This window comes from Vibrio sp. VB16, from assembly GCF_015594925.2.
GTDB lineage: Bacteria > Pseudomonadota > Gammaproteobacteria > Enterobacterales > Vibrionaceae > Vibrio.
In genome coordinates this window covers 291,760-310,207 of the sequence record NZ_CP087590.1, presented here as the reverse complement: position 1 = coordinate 310,207, position 18,448 = coordinate 291,760, and the positions used below count along the sequence as shown (strand labels likewise).

Sequence of the window (18,448 nt, the reverse complement as noted above, 5' to 3'; positions counted from 1 at the left end):
CAGTTTATTCAAGCGACTAATACTGGTATCCTGTGCGCTTTATTTACTCAAGAACAATAGAGAGACAACATGTCTGACATCAAACTGGATACAGTAGAACAAAAAGCAAGCTACGGTATTGGTCTACAAATGGGCCAACAACTTGCAGGTAGTGGCCTTGAAGGTCTTAATGTTGACGCTATCGCTAAAGGTATCGCAACATCGCTAACTGGAGATATGCCTGAAATTGAAATTGACGAAATCAACGCAGCACTTCAAGAGATTCACACTCGCGCAGAATCTGCTCGTGCTGAAGTATCTAAAGCAGCAGCGGCTGATGGCGAAGCCTTTCTAGCGGACAATGCTCTACGTCCTGAAGTAACAGTACTAGAATCTGGCCTGCAATATGAAGTGATCACTGAAGGTACTGGTGAAGTACCAACTTCAGATAAGCAAGTTCGTGTTCACTATCACGGTGAGTTAACTGACGGTACTGTTTTCGATAGCTCTGTTTCACGTGGCGAACCAGCTGAGTTTCCAGTAACTGGCGTAATTAAAGGCTGGGTTGAAGCACTTCAACTTATGCCTGTAGGGTCTAAGTGGAAACTATGTATCCCACAAGACCTAGCTTATGGCGAACGTGGCGCAGGCGCTGCCATTCCTCCTTATGCTGCACTTGTATTCGAAGTTGAGTTACTAGACATCCTTTAATCGTCTATACCTTGATTGAATAAGCGGTGATCTTCACCGCTTTTTTTATGCCCACTTTTGCCACTCACCTTCAATTTTTAAAACACGAACGAATTCTTATATATAAAACAAAGTGCTAACAATTTTTCACGAAACTCAGGTTATACTTTTCGTTATGTCATTGGTCTATACAATAGACCTTCTTAAAACGGAGATTTAACGTGAAAAAAATCACGCTATTAGCAGCACTTACCACTTTAATAGTTTCAATGCCGAGCCACGCTTTATTTGGTTTAGGTTCAGACTCAGATACAAAATTAGATACAGACGCAATCAAATCGATGGCAGGTTCGCTTTCCACCGAGGCGTCGAAACAAGAAAGCTCTCCCCTACTAGATGCGCTTACTAGTCAACTTAATGTATCACCAGAGCAAGCATCAGGAGGCGCAGGTGCACTTCTAGCCCTAGCATCAAGTTCTCTATCAGGTAGCGAATCAAGTGAATTAAGTAACCTTATTCCAGGCATGAGCAGCTTGTCCAGCGCGGCTCCGGGTTTACTTAACATGGCCGGTGATATGGGTGCGGTAACAGACATTTTTACCAAGCTGGGCTTAGACCCATCAATGGTCAGTCAATTTGCCCCTGTCATTTTAGAATATTTAACCGGACAAGGTGCCTCTAGCGGATTGCTAAGCTCCCTTGGTTCTCTTTGGAAATAGACCGTTTCCTATAGAAACAAATAATGCCCTGTACAATTAAAACATCAAACTAAACTCACCACTCTGGTGAGTTTAGTTTGTTTACAATCCTTCAACATAAAATTAACCACTTGTTTAGTGGCTTAGGTTTATGCGATTCTGTATCTCTTATTTCAAGGACGTAGATAAAGAGAGAGAAAAAATGAGAGACGAAACCCTATCCATACATTTCGGTTACGAGACGGACCCAACAACCAAATCAGTCGCAACCCCCATCTATCAAACCGTAGCGTACGAGTTTGACAATGCTCAGCATGGCGCCGACCTATTTAATTTGGCCGTTCCAGGTAACATCTACACACGCATTATGAACCCAACCAATGATGTCCTCGAAAAACGAGTGTCCGCTTTAGAAGGCGGTATCGCTGGTCTCGCCGTAAGTTCTGGTAGCTCAGCTATTCATTATGCGATCTTAACCTTAGCCCAGTTAGGCGATAACATCGTTTCAACGCCACAATTGTATGGTGGTACCTATACTCTTTTCGCACATATGCTGCCGAATTTGGGAATAGAGGTTCGTTTTGCCAAAGATGATAAACCTGAAAGCCTAGCCGAACTCATTGACGATAAAACCAAGGCAGTTTATTGCGAGTCTATCGGAAATCCCGCAGGTAATATCATTGATCTCAAGACGCTCTCTGACCTTGCACACGCACAGGGAGTCCCTGTCATCGTCGACAATACGGTTGCGACACCTGCAATCTGTAAACCTATCGAGTTTGGCGCTGATATCGTTGTCCATTCCTTAACCAAATACATAGGTGGGCATGGAACGACTTTAGGCGGAATGATTGTTGATTCAGGCAAATTCCCTTGGGCCGAGCATAAAGACCGCTTTCCTGTATTTAACCTTCCAGAACCCTCCTACCATGGCGTCGTTTACGCAGAAGCGTTCGGTCCTGCGGCATTCATCGGTCGTGCTCGCACCGTCCCTCTCCGCAATACGGGTTCCGCACTTTCCCCTATGAATGCATTCATGCTACTTCAAGGTTTAGAAACACTGTCATTACGTATGGAACGTCATTGCGAAAATACCCTCAAGGTAGCCGAGTATTTACAAAACCACGAGAAAGTCAGTTGGGTAAGTTATGCAGGACTACCCGACTCTAAATACTATTCTCTTGCCGAAAAATACATGAAGGGCAAACCTTCGGGGATTCTATCCTTTGGCCTAAAAGATGGCTATGAAGCCGGTGTACGCTTCTATGACGCACTCCAGATTTTCAAGCGCCTAGTAAATATCGGTGACGCCAAATCTCTAGCATGCCATCCTGCCTCTACGACACATAGACAGTTAGATGACGCTGAGCAAAAGCAAGCTGGTGTGAGTCCTGAAATGATTCGTTTATCGGTAGGTATTGAACATATAGATGACATTATTGAAGATTTAGAGCAAGCACTGAAGGCCTGATTTCTTAGAGAGTGAGTTCTGAGTGGTAATAAGCTCGCCTCTTAGGCGGGCTTTTTCTTCTCGAAACCGGGTCGCGTACCCATTCGAATTTCAAGATTCAAAATTTAGAAAGCAAAAAGCCGAGCATTACGCTCGGCTTTTTAGTTCTATCAGAACTTACTCAGCAGATGCTTCTTCAGAAGCTTCTGGGCGATCTACAAGCTCAATGTATGCCATTGGAGCTTTATCACCGGTACGGAAACCACATTTTAAAATGCGAGTATATCCGCCCTGACGACTCGCGAAACGCGGGCCTAGTTCATTAAATAGTTTTGCCACAACTTCGTTATCACGAGTGCGAGCAAATGCCAGACGACGGTTAGCAACACTGTCGGTCTTGGCTAGTGTAATCAAAGGCTCAATTACGCGGCGTAGTTCTTTTGCTTTAGGCACGGTAGTTTTAATAACTTCGTGACTAACAAGAGAACAAGCCATATTGCTGAACATCGCTTTACGATGACTGCTGTTGCGGTTGAGTTGACGACCACTCTTACGATGGCGCATGACCTAATCCTTCTAACTAGTATCGATTAATCTTCAGCGATTGACGCAGGCGGCCAGTTCTCTAGGCGCATGCCAAGAGAAAGACCACGTGAAGCCAGTACGTCTTTAATCTCTGTAAGAGATTTTTTACCAAGGTTTGGCGTTTTAAGTAGCTCAACCTCAGTGCGCTGTACAAGATCACCGATGTAGTGAATCGCTTCTGCTTTCAAACAGTTAGCAGAGCGAACTGTTAGTTCAAGATCGTCTACAGGACGCAGTAGGATCGGATCGAATTCTGGCTTCTCTTCCTTCTCCTCAGGAACACGTACATCACGAAGATCTACGAATGCATCCAATTGTTCAGCTAGGATTGTAGCTGCACGACGGATAGCTTCCTCAGGTTCCAGAGTACCATTCGTTTCCATATCGATGACAAGCTTGTCTAAATCAGTACGTTGTTCTACACGTGCCGCTTCTACAGCATAGGCGATTTTATCGACTGGGCTGTAAGTAGCGTCAACAAGTAGACGACCGATTGGACGCTCATCTTCTTCAGTATGGATACGAGCAGAAGACGGAACATAACCACGACCACGTTCTACTTTAATACGCATAGCGATTTCAGCTTTGTCATCCGTTAGGTGACAAATAACGTGCTCAGGGTTAGCGATCTCTACATCACCATCGTGGGTGATGTCACCTGCAACAACAGGGCCTGAGCCTGACTTATTCAGTGTTATAAACACTTCATCTTTGCCTTCGGCAACGCGCACAGCCAAACCTTTAAGGTTTAAAAGAATTTCAAGAACATCTTCTTGAACGCCTTCTTTAGTGCTGTATTCGTGCAAAACGCCTTCAATCTCTACTTCTGTTACGGCACAACCCGGCATAGAAGATAGTAAAATACGGCGAAGCGCATTACCTAGAGTATGACCAAAGCCACGCTCTAATGGCTCAAGAGTTACTTTCGCATGTGTCGAGTTGATCTGTTCGATGTCAACAAGACGTGGCTTAAGAAATTCTGTTACAGAACCCTGCATTGTGTCCTCTCTTTAGTTTAACCTTACTTAGAGTAAAGTTCGACGATCAAGTGTTCGTTGATGTCAGCTGATAGATCTGAACGCTCAGGCATACGCTTGAATGTTCCTTCCATTTTGCTGCCATCTACTTCAATCCAAGTTGGTTTTTCGCGTTGTTCAGCAACTTCAATAGCCGCTTTAATGCGAGATTGCAATTTAGCTTTCTCACGAATTGAAACAACATCGTTAACCGCAACTTTGAAAGAAGGAACGTTTACAACTTTACCGTTAACTAGAATAGCTTTATGGCTAACTAATTGACGTGCTTCTGCGCGAGTTGCGCCAAAGCCCATGCGGTAAACTACGTTATCAAGACGACCTTCAAGAAGCTGAAGCAGGGTTTCACCTGTATTGCCTTTAAGGCGTGCAGCATCTTTGTAGTAGTTACGGAATTGCTTTTCTAGAACGCCATACATACGACGAACTTTTTGCTTCTCACGAAGCTGAACGCCATATTCAGATAGACGGCCTTTACGAGCGCCATGCACACCTGGTGCGTTATCAATTTTACACTTGGTATCTATCGCACGGACACCAGACTTAAGGAATAAGTCTGTACCTTCGCGACGGCTAAGCTTTAGCTTAGGACCCAAATATCTTGCCATGATTCTTCTCCAATATTCCTAGAAACGAAAACGTTATACGCGACGTTTCTTAGGTGGACGACAACCGTTATGAGGGATCGGAGTTGCATCTACAATATTAGTGATGCGGTATCCAGCTGCGTTTAGCGCACGGATAGTTGACTCACGACCAGGACCTGGGCCCTTAACCATAACTTCCAAGTTCTTTAGACCATATTCTTTGGCCGCTTCGCCTGCACGTTCAGCTGCAACCTGTGCTGCGAACGGAGTAGACTTACGAGAACCACGGAAACCTGAACCGCCAGCAGTAGCCCAAGCTAGTGCGTTACCTTGACGGTCTGTTATCGTAACGATTGTGTTATTGAAAGAAGCATGAATATGCGCTACGCCATCAGCTACTTGCTTGCGTACGCGCTTACGAGCGCGTGTTGGTTGTTTTGCCATTGTACTCTCTACCTTATCCGATTAACGTTTGATCGGCTTGCGCGGACCCTTACGGGTACGTGCGTTGGTTTTAGTACGCTGTCCACGTAGTGGTAGACTGCGACGATGACGAAGACCGCGATAACAGCCAAGGTCCATAAGACGCTTGATGTTCATCGAGACTTCACGACGTAGATCACCTTCTACAGTGTACTTGGCGACACCATCACGCAGTTGATCAATCTGCTCTTCAGTTAGTTCACTGATCTTAACATTTTCAGCAATACCCACTTCAGCTAGAATAGCCTGAGCGCGAGTTTTACCAACACCGTAGATCGCAGTAAGCGCGATTACAGTATGCTTTTGATCAGGAATGTTAATGCCTGCTATACGGGCCACTATTCACTCCTAGTACTTAAATAAGAAATTATCCGCAGCAAAGCCCGTAGAGGATACGCTGCGGTTTACTACTTCTTTTGCACGCAAAAGGTAGGCCGAGCAATATACTCGACCAACCTTTACATTTCAAGTAAAAATTTCTGTTTGATTAACCTTGGCGTTGTTTATGCTTTGGTTCACTGCAAATCACACGCACAACACCGTTGCGCTTGATAACTTTACAGTTACGACAGATTTTTTTAACGGAAGCACGAACTTTCATTGCTAAACTCCGTAAATGGGAATCTAAAGCTTTTTCCGCTATTAGCGGTTGTAGCCTTTTAGATTCGCTTTTTTCAACACAGAATCATACTGTTGTGACATCAGATGAGTCTGTACCTGTGCCATGAAATCCATGATTACAACCACTACGATAAGTAGTGAGGTGCCGCCAAAATAGAAACGTACGTTCCACATGACCATCATGAATTCAGGAATCAGACAAATAAAGGTAATGTATAGAGCACCCGCTAGGGTTAGTCTAGTCATCACTTTATCAATATATTTCGCTGTCTGCTCACCTGGGCGGATGCCTGGTACGAAAGCGCCAGACTTCTTCAAGTTATCTGCTGTTTCTCGTGGGTTAAATACTAACGCCGTATAAAAGAAACAGAAGAAAATAATCGCTGATGCATAAAGCATTACATATAACGGTTGACCAGGGCTTAGCGCTAGTGACACATCGGTTAACCAACCGAATGTAGCACTCTCACCGTTCTGACCAAGCCATTGAGCTAATGTTCCTGGGAACAAAATAATGCTCGATGCAAATATTGCAGGAATAACACCAGCCATGTTTATCTTAAGTGGCAAGTGTGTACTTTGCGCTGCGAAAACTTTACGACCTTGTTGACGTTTTGCATAGTTAACGACGATACGACGTTGACCACGCTCCATGAAAACAACGAAATAAATCACAGCGAAAGATAGTACTGCAATAAACAACAGAAGAAGTACGTGCAATTCACCTTGACGCGCTTGCTCGATTGTTTGTCCAATTGCCGAAGGCAATCCAGCGACGATACCCGAGAATATAATTAACGAGATACCGTTGCCAATTCCGCGCTCTGTAATTTGTTCACCTAACCACATCAAAAACATGGTACCAGTTACTAAACTTACGGTTGCAATCAGGGTAAACATGGTTTGGTCTATAACAACCAGATTGTCGACCATGTTTGGTAGGCCTGTTGCGATACCTAGAGCTTGGAATGTAGCTAACACAAGCGTTCCGTAGCGTGTATATTGGCTAATCTTACGACGCCCTGCTTCACCCTCTTTCTTGAGTTCAGCTAACGCTGGGTGTACTACAGTTAGCAACTGGATAACAATCGACGCCGAAATATACGGCATGATACCCAGTGCTAATATAGATGCACGCTCTAAAGCACCACCAGAGAACATGTTAAACATTTCTACAATGGTGCCTTTTTGCTGTTCGAACAAATCGGCAAGTACAGTTGCGTCAATACCAGGTAGCGGTACAAAAGAACCGGCTCTGAATACTAATAACGCTATTACTACGAATAGTAAGCGCGACTTCAGTTCAGCCAAGCCGCTCTGAGTACTACGAAAATCTTGTCCTGGTTTCTTAGCCATCTGTACCTCAACCTTCGAGATTATTCCTCGATTTTACCGCCGGCAGCTTCAATTGCAGCTTTAGCGCCTTTAGACACGCGTATACCTTTAACAGTTACCGCTTTGCTTAGGTCACCAGAAAGAACAACTTTAACAAACTCGATGTTCTTAGTGATAACGTTAGCCGCTTTTAGACTGTTAAGATCTACAACGTCTCCCGTTACTTTCGCTAGTTCACCTAGACGAACTTCAGCAGTCACTAAACTCTTACGAGAAGTGAAACCGAATTTAGGTAGACGCTGTTTCAAAGGCATTTGACCGCCTTCAAAACCTGGACGGGTTTGACCGCCAGAACGTGACTTTTGACCTTTGTGACCACGGCCACCTGTTTTACCAGTGCCTGAACCGATACCACGACCTACGCGCTTCTTAGAAGGCTTAGAACCCGCAGCCGGTTGTAGAGTATTCAAACGCATTCTGATTACTCCTCAACTTTAACCATATAGCGAACTTTATTGACCATACCACGAATACATGGTGTGTCTTCAAGTTCAACCGTATGGTTGATGCGACGAAGGCCTAAACCTTTCAAGCACAACTTGTGCTTAGGTAAACGACCAATTGAGCTTTTAGTTTGAGTTACTTTAATAGTTGCCATCGTGTTCTTACTCCGAAATAGATTCAACAGTGAGACCACGTTTGGCAGCAACCATTTCTGGTGACTTCATGCCGCTCAAACCATCAATAGTCGCGCGTACAACGTTAATCGGGTTCGTAGAACCGTATGCTTTCGCAAGAACGTTGTGAACGCCAACAACTTCGAGTACAGCACGCATTGCGCCACCGGCGATAATACCTGTACCTTCTGCTGCTGGCTGCATGTAAACCTTAGAGCCAGTATGACGACCTTTCACCGCGTGGTGTAATGTGCCGTCGTTTAGCGTAATCGTAACCATGTTACGACGCGCTTTTTCCATTGCTTTCTGAATCGCAGCCGGTACTTCACGAGCTTTGCCGTAACCGAAACCAACGCGACCATTACCGTCACCAACTACTGTCAGTGCAGTAAAGCTAAAGATTCGTCCGCCTTTAACCGTTTTTGAAACACGGTTAACAGCGATTAACTTTTCGTTAAAATCTGTAGCTTGAGCTTGTTGTTGTTCTTTAGCCATCTTCCAAACCCTACCTTAGAATTTAAGACCAGCTTCGCGAGCAGAATCTGCTAGCGCCGCTACTCTGCCGTGGTATTGGAAACCAGAACGATCGAATGCAACACCAGAGATGCCTTTTTCGATAGCGCGCTCGGCAATAGCTTTACCTACTGCTTTAGCTGCGTCAACGTTACCAGTATTCTTAACTTGCTCACGGATCGCCTTTTCTACAGTAGAAGCTGAAGCGATAACCTCAGAGCCATTCGCGGCAATTACCTGTGCATACACATGACGTGGAGTACGGTGTACAACTAAGCGAGTTACGCGAAGTTCTGCAATCTTACGACGTGCACGTGTAGCACGACGGATGCGAGATGCTTTCTTATCCATAGTGTTACCTTACTTCTTCTTAGCTTCTTTAGTACGCACATGTTCATCTGCGTAACGAACACCTTTACCTTTATAAGGCTCAGGTTCACGGTAAGAACGAATGTCAGCCGCAACTTGACCAACAAGTTGTTTATCACAACCGGTCAGTATAATTTCAGTTTGGCTAGGGCACTCAGCCTTAATACCTTCTGGTAGAGCATGCTCTACAGGGTGTGAGAAGCCAAGAGTTAGGTTTACGTTGTTGCCTTTAACAGCAGCACGGTAACCTACACCTTTAAGAACTAGCTTCTTAGTAAAGCCTTCAGTAACACCAACAACCATGTTATTAACTAGTGCACGAGCAGTACCTGCTTGAGCATTCGCTTTAAACACACCTTCAACTGGGTTGAAAGTTAAGTTGTTTTCTTCCTGTGCGACTACTACTGCGCTATTAATAACGCGAGATAGTTCACCCTTTGCACTTTTTACAGTGACTTCTTGGCCGTTCAATTTCACCTCTACGCCTGCTGGAATAGAGACTGGTGCTTTTGCGACACGAGACATAATCTACTCCTATTAAGCTACGTAGCAGAGAATTTCACCACCAAGACCTGCCTTGCGGGCAGCGCGGTCGGTCATAAGACCCTTGGAAGTGGACACTACAGCAATACCCAAACCGCCCATCACGGATGGAAGCGAGTCTTTATTCTTATAGACGCGCAGACCAGGACGTGAAACACGTTGGATTTGCTCAATTACAGGATTAGCTTGGAAGTACTTAAGCGTAACTTCTAGCTCTGGTTTTGCTTCGCCTTCGACAGCGAAGTCAACGATATAACCTTCAGCTTTTAGCAAAGTAGCAATTGCAACTTTAAGCTTTGAAGAAGGCATTTTCACAGCAACTTTAGTTGCTGATTGACCGTTACGAATGCGGGTCAGCATATCCGAAATCGGATCTTGCATGCTCATAATATATACTCCAAATGATTAAGCGGCAATTACCAGCTAGCCTTACGAAGTCCAGGAATCTCGCCTTTCATACAAGATTCACGAACCTTGATGCGGCTAAGACCGAACTTACGTAGGAAACCGTGTGGGCGACCAGTTTGGTTGCAACGGTTGCGCTGACGAGATGCACTTGAATCACGTGGTAGAGATTGCAATTTAAGAACTGCATTCCAACGATCTTCTTCAGATGCGTTTTTATCGCTGATGATAACTTTTAGTTCAGAACGCTTTTCAGCAAACTTAGCTACAAGCTTTGCACGTTTAACTTCACGTGCTTTCATTGATTGTTTAGCCATAACAGTAACCCTTCACCTTACTTGCGGAATGGGAAGTTAAAGGCAGCCAGCAGAGCACGGCCTTCCTCGTCGTTTGCAGCAGTTGTCGTGATAGTAATATCAAGACCGCGCACACGATCGACTTTATCGTAGTCGATTTCCGGAAAGATGATTTGCTCGCGAACGCCCATGCTGTAGTTACCGCGTCCGTCAAAAGACTTAGCGCTAACACCACGGAAATCACGTACACGGGGAAGAGCGATAGAAATCAAACGCTCGAAAAAATCCCACATACGCTCGCCACGCAAGGTTACTTTACAACCAATCGGATAGCCTTCACGAATTTTAAAACCTGCAACAGATTTACGCGCTTTAGTGATAAGTGGCTTTTGACCAGAAATGATCGCCATATCAGAAGCTGCGTTTTCCAGCAGTTTTTTATCGTTAATTGCTTCACCAACGCCCATATTTAGGGTGATTTTATCAATCCTAGGGACTTGCATGACGCTTGAGTAGCTGAATTCTTTGGTCAATTCAGCGACTACAGACGACTTGTAGTAATCATGCAGTTTCGCCATAGTAGAACTCCAAATTACTTCTATTAGTTAGAAACGACTTCGTTGTTAGATTTAAAGAAACGAACTTTCTTACCATCTTCCAAACGGAAACCGATACGGTCTGCTTTACCAGTTGTTACATTAAAGACTGCAAGGTTGGAAGCATCAATAGCTGCTTCTTGTTCAACGATGCCACCTTGTTGACCTAGAGCCGGAACCGGCTTTTGGTGTTTCTTAACAAGGTTGATTCCTTCAACTATAACTTTACCAGTAGTTAGAACCTTAGTTACTTTACCTTTCTTGCCTTTATCTTTCCCAGCAAGAACGATTACTTCGTCATTACGACGGATTTTAGCTGCCATTTTGTTGCCGCTCCTTACAGAACTTCTGGTGCCAGAGAGACTATTTTCATAAATTTCGCATTGCGAAGTTCACGAGTCACTGGACCAAAGATACGTGTACCGACTGGTTGCTCAGTAGTGTCATTTAACAATACACAAGCATTACGGTCGAAGCGAATGACAGAACCGTCAGGGCGACGTACGCCTTTACGGGTGCGAACTACCACCGCCTTCAGAACATCACCTTTTTTTACTTTACCGCGAGGAATTGCTTCCTTTACAGTAACTTTGATGACGTCTCCGATGTGTGCATAACGGCGGTGAGAGCCACCCAGAACCTTAATACACATTACTCTGCGAGCGCCGGAGTTGTCCGCAGCGTCGAGCGTACTTTGCATTTGGATCATGTTAGTGCTCCGCTAAAAATTAATACTAGACCCTCTCGGGTCGGGCTGCCCCTTTTATAAGGGCTGCGAATTGTACCACCCTTTTTTAAAATTGGGTAGACAAAAAACTAACGGCTCCAAAAATAAATTGGAGCCGTTATTTTCGTTATAGAAATCGCAAAAATTAAATCGTTTTCGCTTTTTCTAAAACGCTTACCAAAGTCCAAGATTTAGTCTTAGACAATGGACGACACTCAGAAATTTCAACTGTATCGCCTAGGCCACACTCGTTGTTTTCATCATGTGCATGCAGTTTGGTCGTGCGCTTTACGAACTTGCCGTAAATTGGGTGTTTAACCATACGCTCGATAGCTACAGTGATAGACTTGTCCATCTTGTTGCTAACTACACGGCCTTGCATAGTACGGATATTGTCGCTCATTATGCGCCTGCCTTCTCAGTCAAAACAGTTTTCACACGTGCGATATCACGACGTACAGCTCGTAGAGTATGAGTTTGCTGCAATTGACCAGTCGCTGCTTGCATACGCAAGTTAAACTGTTCGCGAAGCAATCCCAATAACTCTGAATTAAGCTCTTCAGCGTTTTTTTCGCGTAGATCTTGTGCTTTCATCACATCACCTGCTTAGTTACAAATGTTGTTTTGATTGGCAGTTTACGAGCCGCTAGGCGGAACGCTTCACGTGCCAACTCTTCAGGTACACCGTCCATTTCGTACATAACTTTACCAGGTTGGATTTGGGCGACCCAGTATTCTACGTTACCCTTACCTTTACCTTGACGAACTTCAAGTGGTTTTTCAGTGATAGGTTTGTCTGGAAAAATACGAATCCAGATTTGACCTTGACGCTTAACGTGACGCGTCATCGCACGACGTGCTGCTTCAATCTGACGTGCAGTTAGACGGCCGCGGCCGACTGCTTTCAGACCGAAGGTTCCGAAGCTTACATCAGTACCTTTAGCTAGACCACGGTTGCGACCAGTCTGAACCTTACGGAATTTAGTACGTTTAGGTTGTAACATCAGTCGTCTCCTTATTTACGGCCTTTACGCTGCTTCTTAGGCTTGTCAGCCTTTGGCTCTACTGCGTTAGCAGCCGGCATACCATCTAGAATTTCACCTTTGAAAATCCAAACTTTAACGCCGATCACACCATATTGGGTGTGAGCCGAAGAAGTTGCGTAATCGATATCAGCACGTAGAGTGTGTAGAGGAACACGGCCTTCACGGTACCATTCAGTACGCGCGATTTCAGCGCCGCCTAAACGACCGCTTACTTCAACCTTGATACCCTTCGCACCCAAGCGCATTGCGTTTTGTACTGCGCGCTTCATAGCGCGACGGAACATGACACGACGCTCTAACTGAGACGCTATGCTATCAGCCACTAATTGGCCATCTAGCTCTGGTTTGCGTACTTCTGCAATATTAATTTGCGCCGGTACACCTGCAATTTTAGCTACAGCTGTGCGTAGCTTCTCTACGTCTTCACCTTTTTTACCGATAACAACGCCTGGACGAGCGGTGTGAATAGTCACACGGATGCTCTTAGCAGGACGTTCGATAACGATACGTGACAAAGATGCTTTTTGTAGTTCCTTAGTTAGGAACTGACGTACCTTGAAGTCGCCGTCTAGGTTGTCAGCGAAATCTTTGGTATTAGCAAACCATGTAGCATTCCAAGGCTTGACGATGCCAAGACGAATACCATTTGGATGTACTTTCTGACCCATTGCTTACTCTCCTAGTCTCTAGCGTTCTGCTACAACAATACTGATGTGGCTTGAACGCTTCAAGATACGATCGGCACGGCCTTTAGCACGAGGCATAATACGCTTCATGATAGGACCTTCATCTACGAAGATTTTTGCGACATTAAGATCGTCAATGTCCGCACCTTCGTTGTGTTCCGCATTTGCGATTGCTGACTCTAGAACTTTCTTAATAAGAACAGCAGCTTTTTTGTTGCTGAACGTTAGAATTTCTAGAGCTTGGTCAACAGTTTTACCGCGAATTTGGTCTGCAACTAAACGAGCCTTTTGAGGCGAAATACGGGCAAAGTTATGTTTAGCGATAGCTTCCATTATCTAATCCCTATTTCTTTTTCGCTTTCTTATCTGCAGCATGGCCGCGATAAGTACGAGTAGGTGCAAATTCACCCAGTTTGTGACCGATCATTTCATCAGTTACAAATACTGGTACGTGCTGACGACCATTATGGACAGCGATGGTCAAACCGATCATAGTTGGTATGATCATTGAGCGACGGGACCAAGTCTTAATAGGCTTTTTGTCTCCGCTTTCCACCGCTTTCTCTACCTTCTTCAGCAAGTGTAGGTCAATAAAAGGACCTTTCTTGAGAGAACGTGGCATGGCGATTCCTCTTTATAGATTATTTATTACGACGACGTACAATGTACTTGTCGGTGCGCTTGTTCTTACGTGTCTTAAAGCCTTTAGTAGGCATACCCCAAGGTGAAACAGGGTGACGGCCACCAGAAGTACGGCCTTCACCACCACCATGTGGGTGATCGACTGGGTTCATTACCACACCGCGAACGGTTGGACGAACACCACGCCAGCGATTTGCGCCAGCTTTACCTAGTTCACGTAGCATATGCTCAGAGTTACCAACTTCACCGACCGTAGCACGGCCTTCAGAAAGAACTTTGCGCATTTCACCTGAACGTAGGCGTAGAGTTACATATGCACCGTCGCGAGCGACGATTTGTGCGTATGCACCTGCAGAACGAGCAATTTGTGCACCCTTACCTGGTTTCAATTCAACACAGTGAACTGTAGAACCTACTGGGATGTTGCGCATCGGCAGAGTGTTACCTGCTTTGATAGGCGCATCAACACCAGATTGTAATTGGTCACCCGCTTGGATGCCTTTTGGTGCAATGATGTAGCGACGCTCGCCGTCTGCGTACAGAACTAGAGCAATGTTTGCGCTACGGTTTGGATCGTATTCGATACGCTCAACTTTCGCTGGGATACCGTCTTTAGTACGCTTAAAGTCAATTAAACGATAATGGTGTTTATGACCACCACCGATGTGACGTACTGTAATACGACCGTTGTTGTTACGACCACCATTTTTAGAGTTTTTCTCTAAAAGTGGAGCGTATGGCTTACCCTTGTGAAGGTCAGCGTTAACAACTTTAACTAAGTGACGACGACCAGGGGAAGTCGGCTTACATTTAACAATAGCCATTCTAAACTACTCCTGTTATTCCGCACCGCCAACGAAGTCAAGATCCTGTCCTTCTTTCAAAGTAACGTAGGCTTTTTTCACGTCTGAACGACGGCCTTCACGTTGACCTTGACGCTTGGTCTTACCCTTAAGAATAAGAGTATTTACAGTCTTAACTTCAACTTCAAATAGCTTTTCTACTGCTGCTTTGATTTCTCTTTTAGTTGCATCTTTTGCTACTTTGAAAACGATAGTATTCGCTTTCTCTGCAGCCATAGTTGCTTTCTCAGAGATATGTGGAGCACGTAGAACTTTTAGTAGACGCTCTTCAGTCATCATGCCAGCATCTCCTCAACTTGCTTAACTGCTTCAGCAGTTATAAGAACCTTGTCAAATGCTATAAGACTTACTGGATCAATCGCAGTTACGTCACGAGCATCAACTTTATAAAGGTTACGAGCAGCTAAGAATAGATTTTCATCTACTTCGCCAGTTACGATTAGAACATCATTAAGCTCAAGTTCTTTAAGCTTAGCTACTAGCTCTTTAGTTTTTGGTGCTTCTACTGAGAAGTTATCAACAACGATTAAACGCTCTTGACGAACAAGCTCAGAAAGAATGCTTTTCATAGCTCCGCGGTACATTTTTTTGTTAACTTTTTGGCTGTGATCCTGTGGTTTCGCAGCAAAAGTAACACCACCTGTACGCCAGATTGGGCTACGAATTGTACCAGCACGTGCACGGCCAGTACCTTTTTGACGCCAAGGCTTAGCTCCGCCGCCAGATACTTCAGAACGAGTTTTTTGAGCACGAGTACCTTGACGAGCACCTGCTGCAAACGCAACAACTACTTGATGTACAAGAGCTTCGTTAAACTCACGTCCGAAGGTAGTTTCGGAAACAGTTAGTGCATCAGCACCTTTAACTATCAATTCCATTACTTACTCCTAGACGTTATGCTTTAACAGCTGGTTTTACGATCACGTTGCCGCCGATTGAGCCTGGTACTGCACCTTTAATAAGAAGCAGATTGCGCTCAGCGTCAACACGTACGATCTCAAGGTTTTGAGTAGTAACACGCTCAGCTCCCATGTGACCCGCCATTTTTTTGCCTTTAAACACACGACCTGGAGTTTGACATTGGCCAATTGAACCCGGTGCGCGGTGAGACAAAGAGTTACCGTGAGTCATATCTTGAGTACTGAAGTTCCAACGCTTAATTACGCCTTGGAAGCCCTTACCTTTAGATGTACCAGTAACGTCTACTTTTTTAATTTCATTGAATAGTTCTACATTTAGCTCAGCGCCAACTTCAAACTCTTCTCCGTTTTCTAAACGGAATTCCCAAAGACCGCGACCAGCTTCAACACCTGCTTTCGCAAAGTGACCAGCTTCTGGTTTAGTTACACGGTTAGCTTTCTTAGTACCAGCAGTAATTTGGATAGCTGCATAGCCGTCGTTATCAAGTGTTTTAACTTGAGATACACGGTTAGCTTCTACTTCAACAACTGTAACTGGGATAGAAACGCCTTCTTCGGTAAATACGCGGGTCATACCCACTTTACGTCCGACTAGACCAATCATTCTACTAATCTCCCTTAACCTAAGCTGATTTGAACATCAACACCAGCGGCAAGATCCAAACGCATTAGAGCGTCTACAGTCTTGTCAGTTGGTTCAACGATGTCGATCAGACGCTTGTGGGTACGAATTTCGTACTGGTCACGCGCATCTTTGTTAACGTGTGGAGAGACTAGAATAGTGAAACGTTCTTTACGTGTAGGTAGTGGAATAGGACCACGAACCTGCGCGCCGGTACGTTTTGCTGTTTCTACGATTTCCGCTGTTGACTGATCAATTAATTTATAATCAAAAGCTTTAAGGCGGATACGAATACGTTGGTTCTGCATGAGACAGAGCTCCAATAATAAATAAATTACACAAACAATATCGCCACTCAAACCTATATAAACAGGTGAATGCCGATTGATTCATGTGAAACCGTGGCTTCCAAAATTAGGAAACGTTGTCAGCTAAATTTGAACTAGCTCTTACGTCTAGTATTTTATTAACTGCGAACATAAGCTGAGTATACGTTACTAGGTAGTTTCTAATAAAAGAAAACCCTACTCCTCAGTGCTCATTGGTTCACAACTGACTTAAGCCAGTGCGGCGTATTATACAGATCACAAAAGGGGATGCAAGGGGCTGATGGTTATTTGGTCGAAATATCTTGAATTTCAAGTTTTAGGTCTTGCCAAGGTGACGTATTGACAACGAGTGTTAACAAACACTCTTTAGATTCAAGAAACGACGAGCCTATTGCATACGTCAAACCGTGTACATTTAGGAAACCATGAACGCAATGACGGCCCCTGCAACCACCAGACAACCACCGATTCTGCGTAGTTGGTTGTCTGATTGTTCGCTAAGTTGCGCGACCATTGACCGCCAACCTTGGGGGGCAAGAAGTGGCCCTATTCCCTCCACAACTAGGACTAGTCCTAGTGCAACCCATATCGAATTACTCATTCACTTCCCTTAATAAAAACAGCCTGCTAGCGACTGATCTTGAGTGTTATAGATTTACTATTCTCACGCACGTCAGCGTCTAAGAAAATGCTCTTATGAGTAAAAAAACAAAAGGCCCCCGAAGGAGCCTCTATTTTACCGCTGACTTAACGTCCTCAGTAGATAAGCAATTACTTATCTGCTCCGCCGCTCGAATCATTCATATACTTAAAGAAATCACTTTTTGGATCAAGAACGAGGATATCACTCTTGTCAGAAAACGATTTTTGATAAGCAGTTAATGAGCGCAAGAAACTATAGAACTCAGGGTCTTTACTATATGAACCTGAATATATAGAAGCCGCTTCAGCGTCTGCAGAACCTCGTGTTACTCGAGCTGTTTTGTCTGCTTCTGCAAGTACTGTTGCAACTTCAAGTTCCGCTTGAGCACGAATAATTTCAGCTTTTTCACGACCTTGAGAACGGTGTTTACGAGCAACAGACTCACGTTCAGCACGCATACGACGATAGATGGATTCACTGATTTCATCTGGAAGGTTTATTTTCTTCATTCTGAAATCAACAATGTAAACGCCTAAGTCCTTCATTGCACTTGGACGTGTATCGTTCAATACTTCCAACATTATTATGTCACGTTCACCATCCACTTCTAAAGCTTCAAGAGCAGACACAGGGATCGTCTCACCATCTTCACCAAGAACGGGGGCAATTAGCTCACTACGAGGACCAGATACAATCTGCTTAATTTCACGAGCACCAATTTCTGAACGAAGAATATCAGTAACTTTACGTTCAAGAAGCGCTTGAGCTGTTAGCTGATTACCACCACCAGTTGCTAGATAGTATTGACCGAAATCTTCGATTCGCCACTTAACATAGGTATCGATAATCACGTCTTTTTTCTCAGCCGTTACGAAACGGTCAGCCTGGCCATCCATCGTTAGGATTTTCGCATCAAGTTTTTTTACGTTGTCAAACAACGGCATTTTAAAATGCAAACCTGGTTCGTAAATCCTAGACATGTCGGTGTTATCTTTTAATATTCGACCAAATCGAATAACGATCCCACGTTCACCTTCAGGAATAACAAATAGTGACATTAGCATTAACGCTAGCGCAGCAAAAATTACAGGGATAGTTAATTTACGCAT

At 44.4% G+C, this 18,448-nt stretch carries 33 protein-coding genes; 3 read left to right on the top strand and 30 right to left on the bottom strand.

The genetic code is table 11. The features are described 5' to 3' along the window. Positions 1–69 precede the first annotated feature (69 nt). The 3 genes from IUZ65_RS01535 to IUZ65_RS01525 all read left to right on the top strand — a co-directional run bounded on the left by IUZ65_RS01535 (position 70) and on the right by IUZ65_RS01525 (position 2,838). A complete protein-coding gene (locus IUZ65_RS01535; protein WP_195706537.1) occupies positions 70–690 on the top strand; it encodes an FKBP-type peptidyl-prolyl cis-trans isomerase in 621 nt (206 codons plus the stop codon). A gap of 200 nt (positions 691–890) precedes the next feature. Then, complete coding sequence (locus IUZ65_RS01530; protein ID WP_231363598.1) at positions 891–1,388, top strand: DUF2780 domain-containing protein; 498 nt, start codon at positions 891–893, stop codon at positions 1,386–1,388. 181 nt (positions 1,389–1,569) lie between these two features. Beyond that, positions 1,570–2,838, top strand: a complete 1,269-nt coding sequence (locus tag IUZ65_RS01525) for an O-acetylhomoserine aminocarboxypropyltransferase/cysteine synthase family protein (protein ID WP_195706536.1) — start codon at positions 1,570–1,572, stop codon at positions 2,836–2,838. 156 nt (positions 2,839–2,994) lie between these two features. On the opposite strand, the gene rplQ is transcribed toward IUZ65_RS01525, so the two are convergent. The 30 genes from rplQ to hflC form a co-directional block, all read right to left on the bottom strand. Further along, positions 2,995–3,381, bottom strand: a complete 387-nt coding sequence (rplQ, locus tag IUZ65_RS01520) for a 50S ribosomal protein L17 (protein ID WP_195706535.1) — start codon at positions 3,379–3,381, stop codon at positions 2,995–2,997. A gap of 26 nt (positions 3,382–3,407) precedes the next feature. Beyond that, positions 3,408–4,400 (bottom strand): DNA-directed RNA polymerase subunit alpha, encoded by a 993-nt coding sequence (locus IUZ65_RS01515; RefSeq protein ID WP_195706534.1) that lies wholly within the window; start codon positions 4,398–4,400, stop codon positions 3,408–3,410. Between the two features lie 23 nt (positions 4,401–4,423). Next, entirely contained in the window at positions 4,424–5,044 is a 621-nt protein-coding gene (gene rpsD, locus IUZ65_RS01510) for a 30S ribosomal protein S4 (RefSeq protein ID WP_195706533.1), read from the bottom strand. A 33-nt stretch (positions 5,045–5,077) separates the two neighbouring features. Further along, positions 5,078–5,467, bottom strand: coding sequence for a 30S ribosomal protein S11 (gene rpsK, locus IUZ65_RS01505; protein WP_171754181.1), 390 nt, complete (start codon positions 5,465–5,467; stop codon positions 5,078–5,080). A 21-nt stretch (positions 5,468–5,488) separates the two neighbouring features. After that, positions 5,489–5,845 (bottom strand): 30S ribosomal protein S13, encoded by a 357-nt coding sequence (gene rpsM, locus IUZ65_RS01500; protein WP_195706532.1) that lies wholly within the window; start codon positions 5,843–5,845, stop codon positions 5,489–5,491. A gap of 148 nt (positions 5,846–5,993) precedes the next feature. Next, complete coding sequence (gene rpmJ / locus IUZ65_RS01495; RefSeq protein ID WP_000868186.1) at positions 5,994–6,107, bottom strand: 50S ribosomal protein L36; 114 nt, start codon at positions 6,105–6,107, stop codon at positions 5,994–5,996. Between the two features lie 41 nt (positions 6,108–6,148). Continuing rightward, a complete protein-coding gene (secY, locus tag IUZ65_RS01490) occupies positions 6,149–7,483 on the bottom strand; it encodes a preprotein translocase subunit SecY (RefSeq protein WP_195706531.1) in 1,335 nt (444 codons plus the stop codon). A 20-nt stretch (positions 7,484–7,503) separates the two neighbouring features. Further along, a complete protein-coding gene (gene rplO, locus IUZ65_RS01485; RefSeq protein ID WP_195706530.1) occupies positions 7,504–7,938 on the bottom strand; it encodes a 50S ribosomal protein L15 in 435 nt (144 codons plus the stop codon). Between the two features lie 5 nt (positions 7,939–7,943). Next, positions 7,944–8,120 carry a 50S ribosomal protein L30 gene (gene rpmD / locus IUZ65_RS01480; RefSeq protein WP_195706529.1) on the bottom strand — a complete coding sequence of 59 codons (177 nt, stop codon included), beginning with the start codon at positions 8,118–8,120 and terminating at the stop codon, positions 7,944–7,946. Positions 8,121–8,127: 7 nt separating this feature from the next. Next, positions 8,128–8,634, bottom strand: coding sequence for a 30S ribosomal protein S5 (rpsE, locus tag IUZ65_RS01475; RefSeq protein WP_195706528.1), 507 nt, complete (start codon positions 8,632–8,634; stop codon positions 8,128–8,130). A 15-nt stretch (positions 8,635–8,649) separates the two neighbouring features. Then, entirely contained in the window at positions 8,650–9,003 is a 354-nt protein-coding gene (gene rplR / locus IUZ65_RS01470; protein WP_195706527.1) for a 50S ribosomal protein L18, read from the bottom strand. A gap of 9 nt (positions 9,004–9,012) precedes the next feature. Beyond that, positions 9,013–9,546: a 50S ribosomal protein L6 gene (gene rplF, locus IUZ65_RS01465; protein WP_195706526.1), complete on the bottom strand. Its 534-nt coding sequence runs from the start codon at positions 9,544–9,546 to the stop codon at positions 9,013–9,015. A 12-nt stretch (positions 9,547–9,558) separates the two neighbouring features. After that, the gene (gene rpsH / locus IUZ65_RS01460) at positions 9,559–9,951 is read right to left on the bottom strand and encodes a 30S ribosomal protein S8 (protein WP_195706525.1); all 393 of its coding nucleotides are present in this window, start codon (positions 9,949–9,951) and stop codon (positions 9,559–9,561) included. 29 nt (positions 9,952–9,980) lie between these two features. Continuing rightward, on the bottom strand, positions 9,981–10,286 hold the full coding sequence (gene rpsN, locus IUZ65_RS01455; protein WP_195706524.1) for a 30S ribosomal protein S14: 306 nt from the start codon (positions 10,284–10,286) through the stop codon (positions 9,981–9,983). Positions 10,287–10,303: 17 nt separating this feature from the next. Continuing rightward, complete coding sequence (rplE, locus tag IUZ65_RS01450; protein ID WP_195706523.1) at positions 10,304–10,843, bottom strand: 50S ribosomal protein L5; 540 nt, start codon at positions 10,841–10,843, stop codon at positions 10,304–10,306. Positions 10,844–10,866: 23 nt separating this feature from the next. Next, positions 10,867–11,184 carry a 50S ribosomal protein L24 gene (gene rplX / locus IUZ65_RS01445; RefSeq protein ID WP_195706522.1) on the bottom strand — a complete coding sequence of 106 codons (318 nt, stop codon included), beginning with the start codon at positions 11,182–11,184 and terminating at the stop codon, positions 10,867–10,869. A 14-nt stretch (positions 11,185–11,198) separates the two neighbouring features. Beyond that, positions 11,199–11,570, bottom strand: coding sequence for a 50S ribosomal protein L14 (gene rplN, locus IUZ65_RS01440; protein ID WP_017036074.1), 372 nt, complete (start codon positions 11,568–11,570; stop codon positions 11,199–11,201). A 163-nt stretch (positions 11,571–11,733) separates the two neighbouring features. Continuing rightward, entirely contained in the window at positions 11,734–11,991 is a 258-nt protein-coding gene (gene rpsQ, locus IUZ65_RS01435; protein ID WP_195706521.1) for a 30S ribosomal protein S17, read from the bottom strand. Continuing rightward, positions 11,991–12,182, bottom strand: a complete 192-nt coding sequence (gene rpmC, locus IUZ65_RS01430; RefSeq protein ID WP_195706520.1) for a 50S ribosomal protein L29 — start codon at positions 12,180–12,182, stop codon at positions 11,991–11,993. Before rpmC ends, rpsQ begins: the two co-directional genes overlap by 1 nt. Continuing rightward, positions 12,182–12,592 carry a 50S ribosomal protein L16 gene (gene rplP / locus IUZ65_RS01425; protein WP_195706519.1) on the bottom strand — a complete coding sequence of 137 codons (411 nt, stop codon included), beginning with the start codon at positions 12,590–12,592 and terminating at the stop codon, positions 12,182–12,184. Before rplP ends, rpmC begins: the two co-directional genes overlap by 1 nt. Before the next feature lie 11 nt (positions 12,593–12,603). Next, the gene (gene rpsC, locus IUZ65_RS01420) at positions 12,604–13,302 is read right to left on the bottom strand and encodes a 30S ribosomal protein S3 (protein ID WP_195706518.1); all 699 of its coding nucleotides are present in this window, start codon (positions 13,300–13,302) and stop codon (positions 12,604–12,606) included. 18 nt (positions 13,303–13,320) lie between these two features. Then, positions 13,321–13,653 (bottom strand): 50S ribosomal protein L22, encoded by a 333-nt coding sequence (gene rplV, locus IUZ65_RS01415; protein ID WP_195706517.1) that lies wholly within the window; start codon positions 13,651–13,653, stop codon positions 13,321–13,323. A gap of 10 nt (positions 13,654–13,663) precedes the next feature. Then, entirely contained in the window at positions 13,664–13,942 is a 279-nt protein-coding gene (rpsS, locus tag IUZ65_RS01410; RefSeq protein ID WP_001138114.1) for a 30S ribosomal protein S19, read from the bottom strand. Between the two features lie 19 nt (positions 13,943–13,961). Continuing rightward, positions 13,962–14,786, bottom strand: a complete 825-nt coding sequence (rplB, locus tag IUZ65_RS01405) for a 50S ribosomal protein L2 (RefSeq protein ID WP_195706516.1) — start codon at positions 14,784–14,786, stop codon at positions 13,962–13,964. Positions 14,787–14,801: 15 nt separating this feature from the next. Continuing rightward, the gene (gene rplW, locus IUZ65_RS01400; RefSeq protein WP_195706515.1) at positions 14,802–15,104 is read right to left on the bottom strand and encodes a 50S ribosomal protein L23; all 303 of its coding nucleotides are present in this window, start codon (positions 15,102–15,104) and stop codon (positions 14,802–14,804) included. Continuing rightward, positions 15,101–15,703, bottom strand: coding sequence for a 50S ribosomal protein L4 (gene rplD, locus IUZ65_RS01395; RefSeq protein WP_195706514.1), 603 nt, complete (start codon positions 15,701–15,703; stop codon positions 15,101–15,103). Before rplD ends, rplW begins: the two co-directional genes overlap by 4 nt. A gap of 16 nt (positions 15,704–15,719) precedes the next feature. Further along, positions 15,720–16,349, bottom strand: coding sequence for a 50S ribosomal protein L3 (gene rplC / locus IUZ65_RS01390; RefSeq protein ID WP_195706513.1), 630 nt, complete (start codon positions 16,347–16,349; stop codon positions 15,720–15,722). Between the two features lie 14 nt (positions 16,350–16,363). Continuing rightward, positions 16,364–16,675 carry a 30S ribosomal protein S10 gene (gene rpsJ, locus IUZ65_RS01385; RefSeq protein ID WP_017053625.1) on the bottom strand — a complete coding sequence of 104 codons (312 nt, stop codon included), beginning with the start codon at positions 16,673–16,675 and terminating at the stop codon, positions 16,364–16,366. 436 nt (positions 16,676–17,111) lie between these two features. Then, a complete protein-coding gene (locus IUZ65_RS01380; RefSeq protein ID WP_195706512.1) occupies positions 17,112–17,297 on the bottom strand; it encodes a DUF2065 domain-containing protein in 186 nt (61 codons plus the stop codon). Between the two features lie 170 nt (positions 17,298–17,467). Continuing rightward, positions 17,468–18,448, bottom strand: coding sequence for a protease modulator HflC (hflC, locus tag IUZ65_RS01375; RefSeq protein WP_195706511.1), 981 nt, complete (start codon positions 18,446–18,448; stop codon positions 17,468–17,470).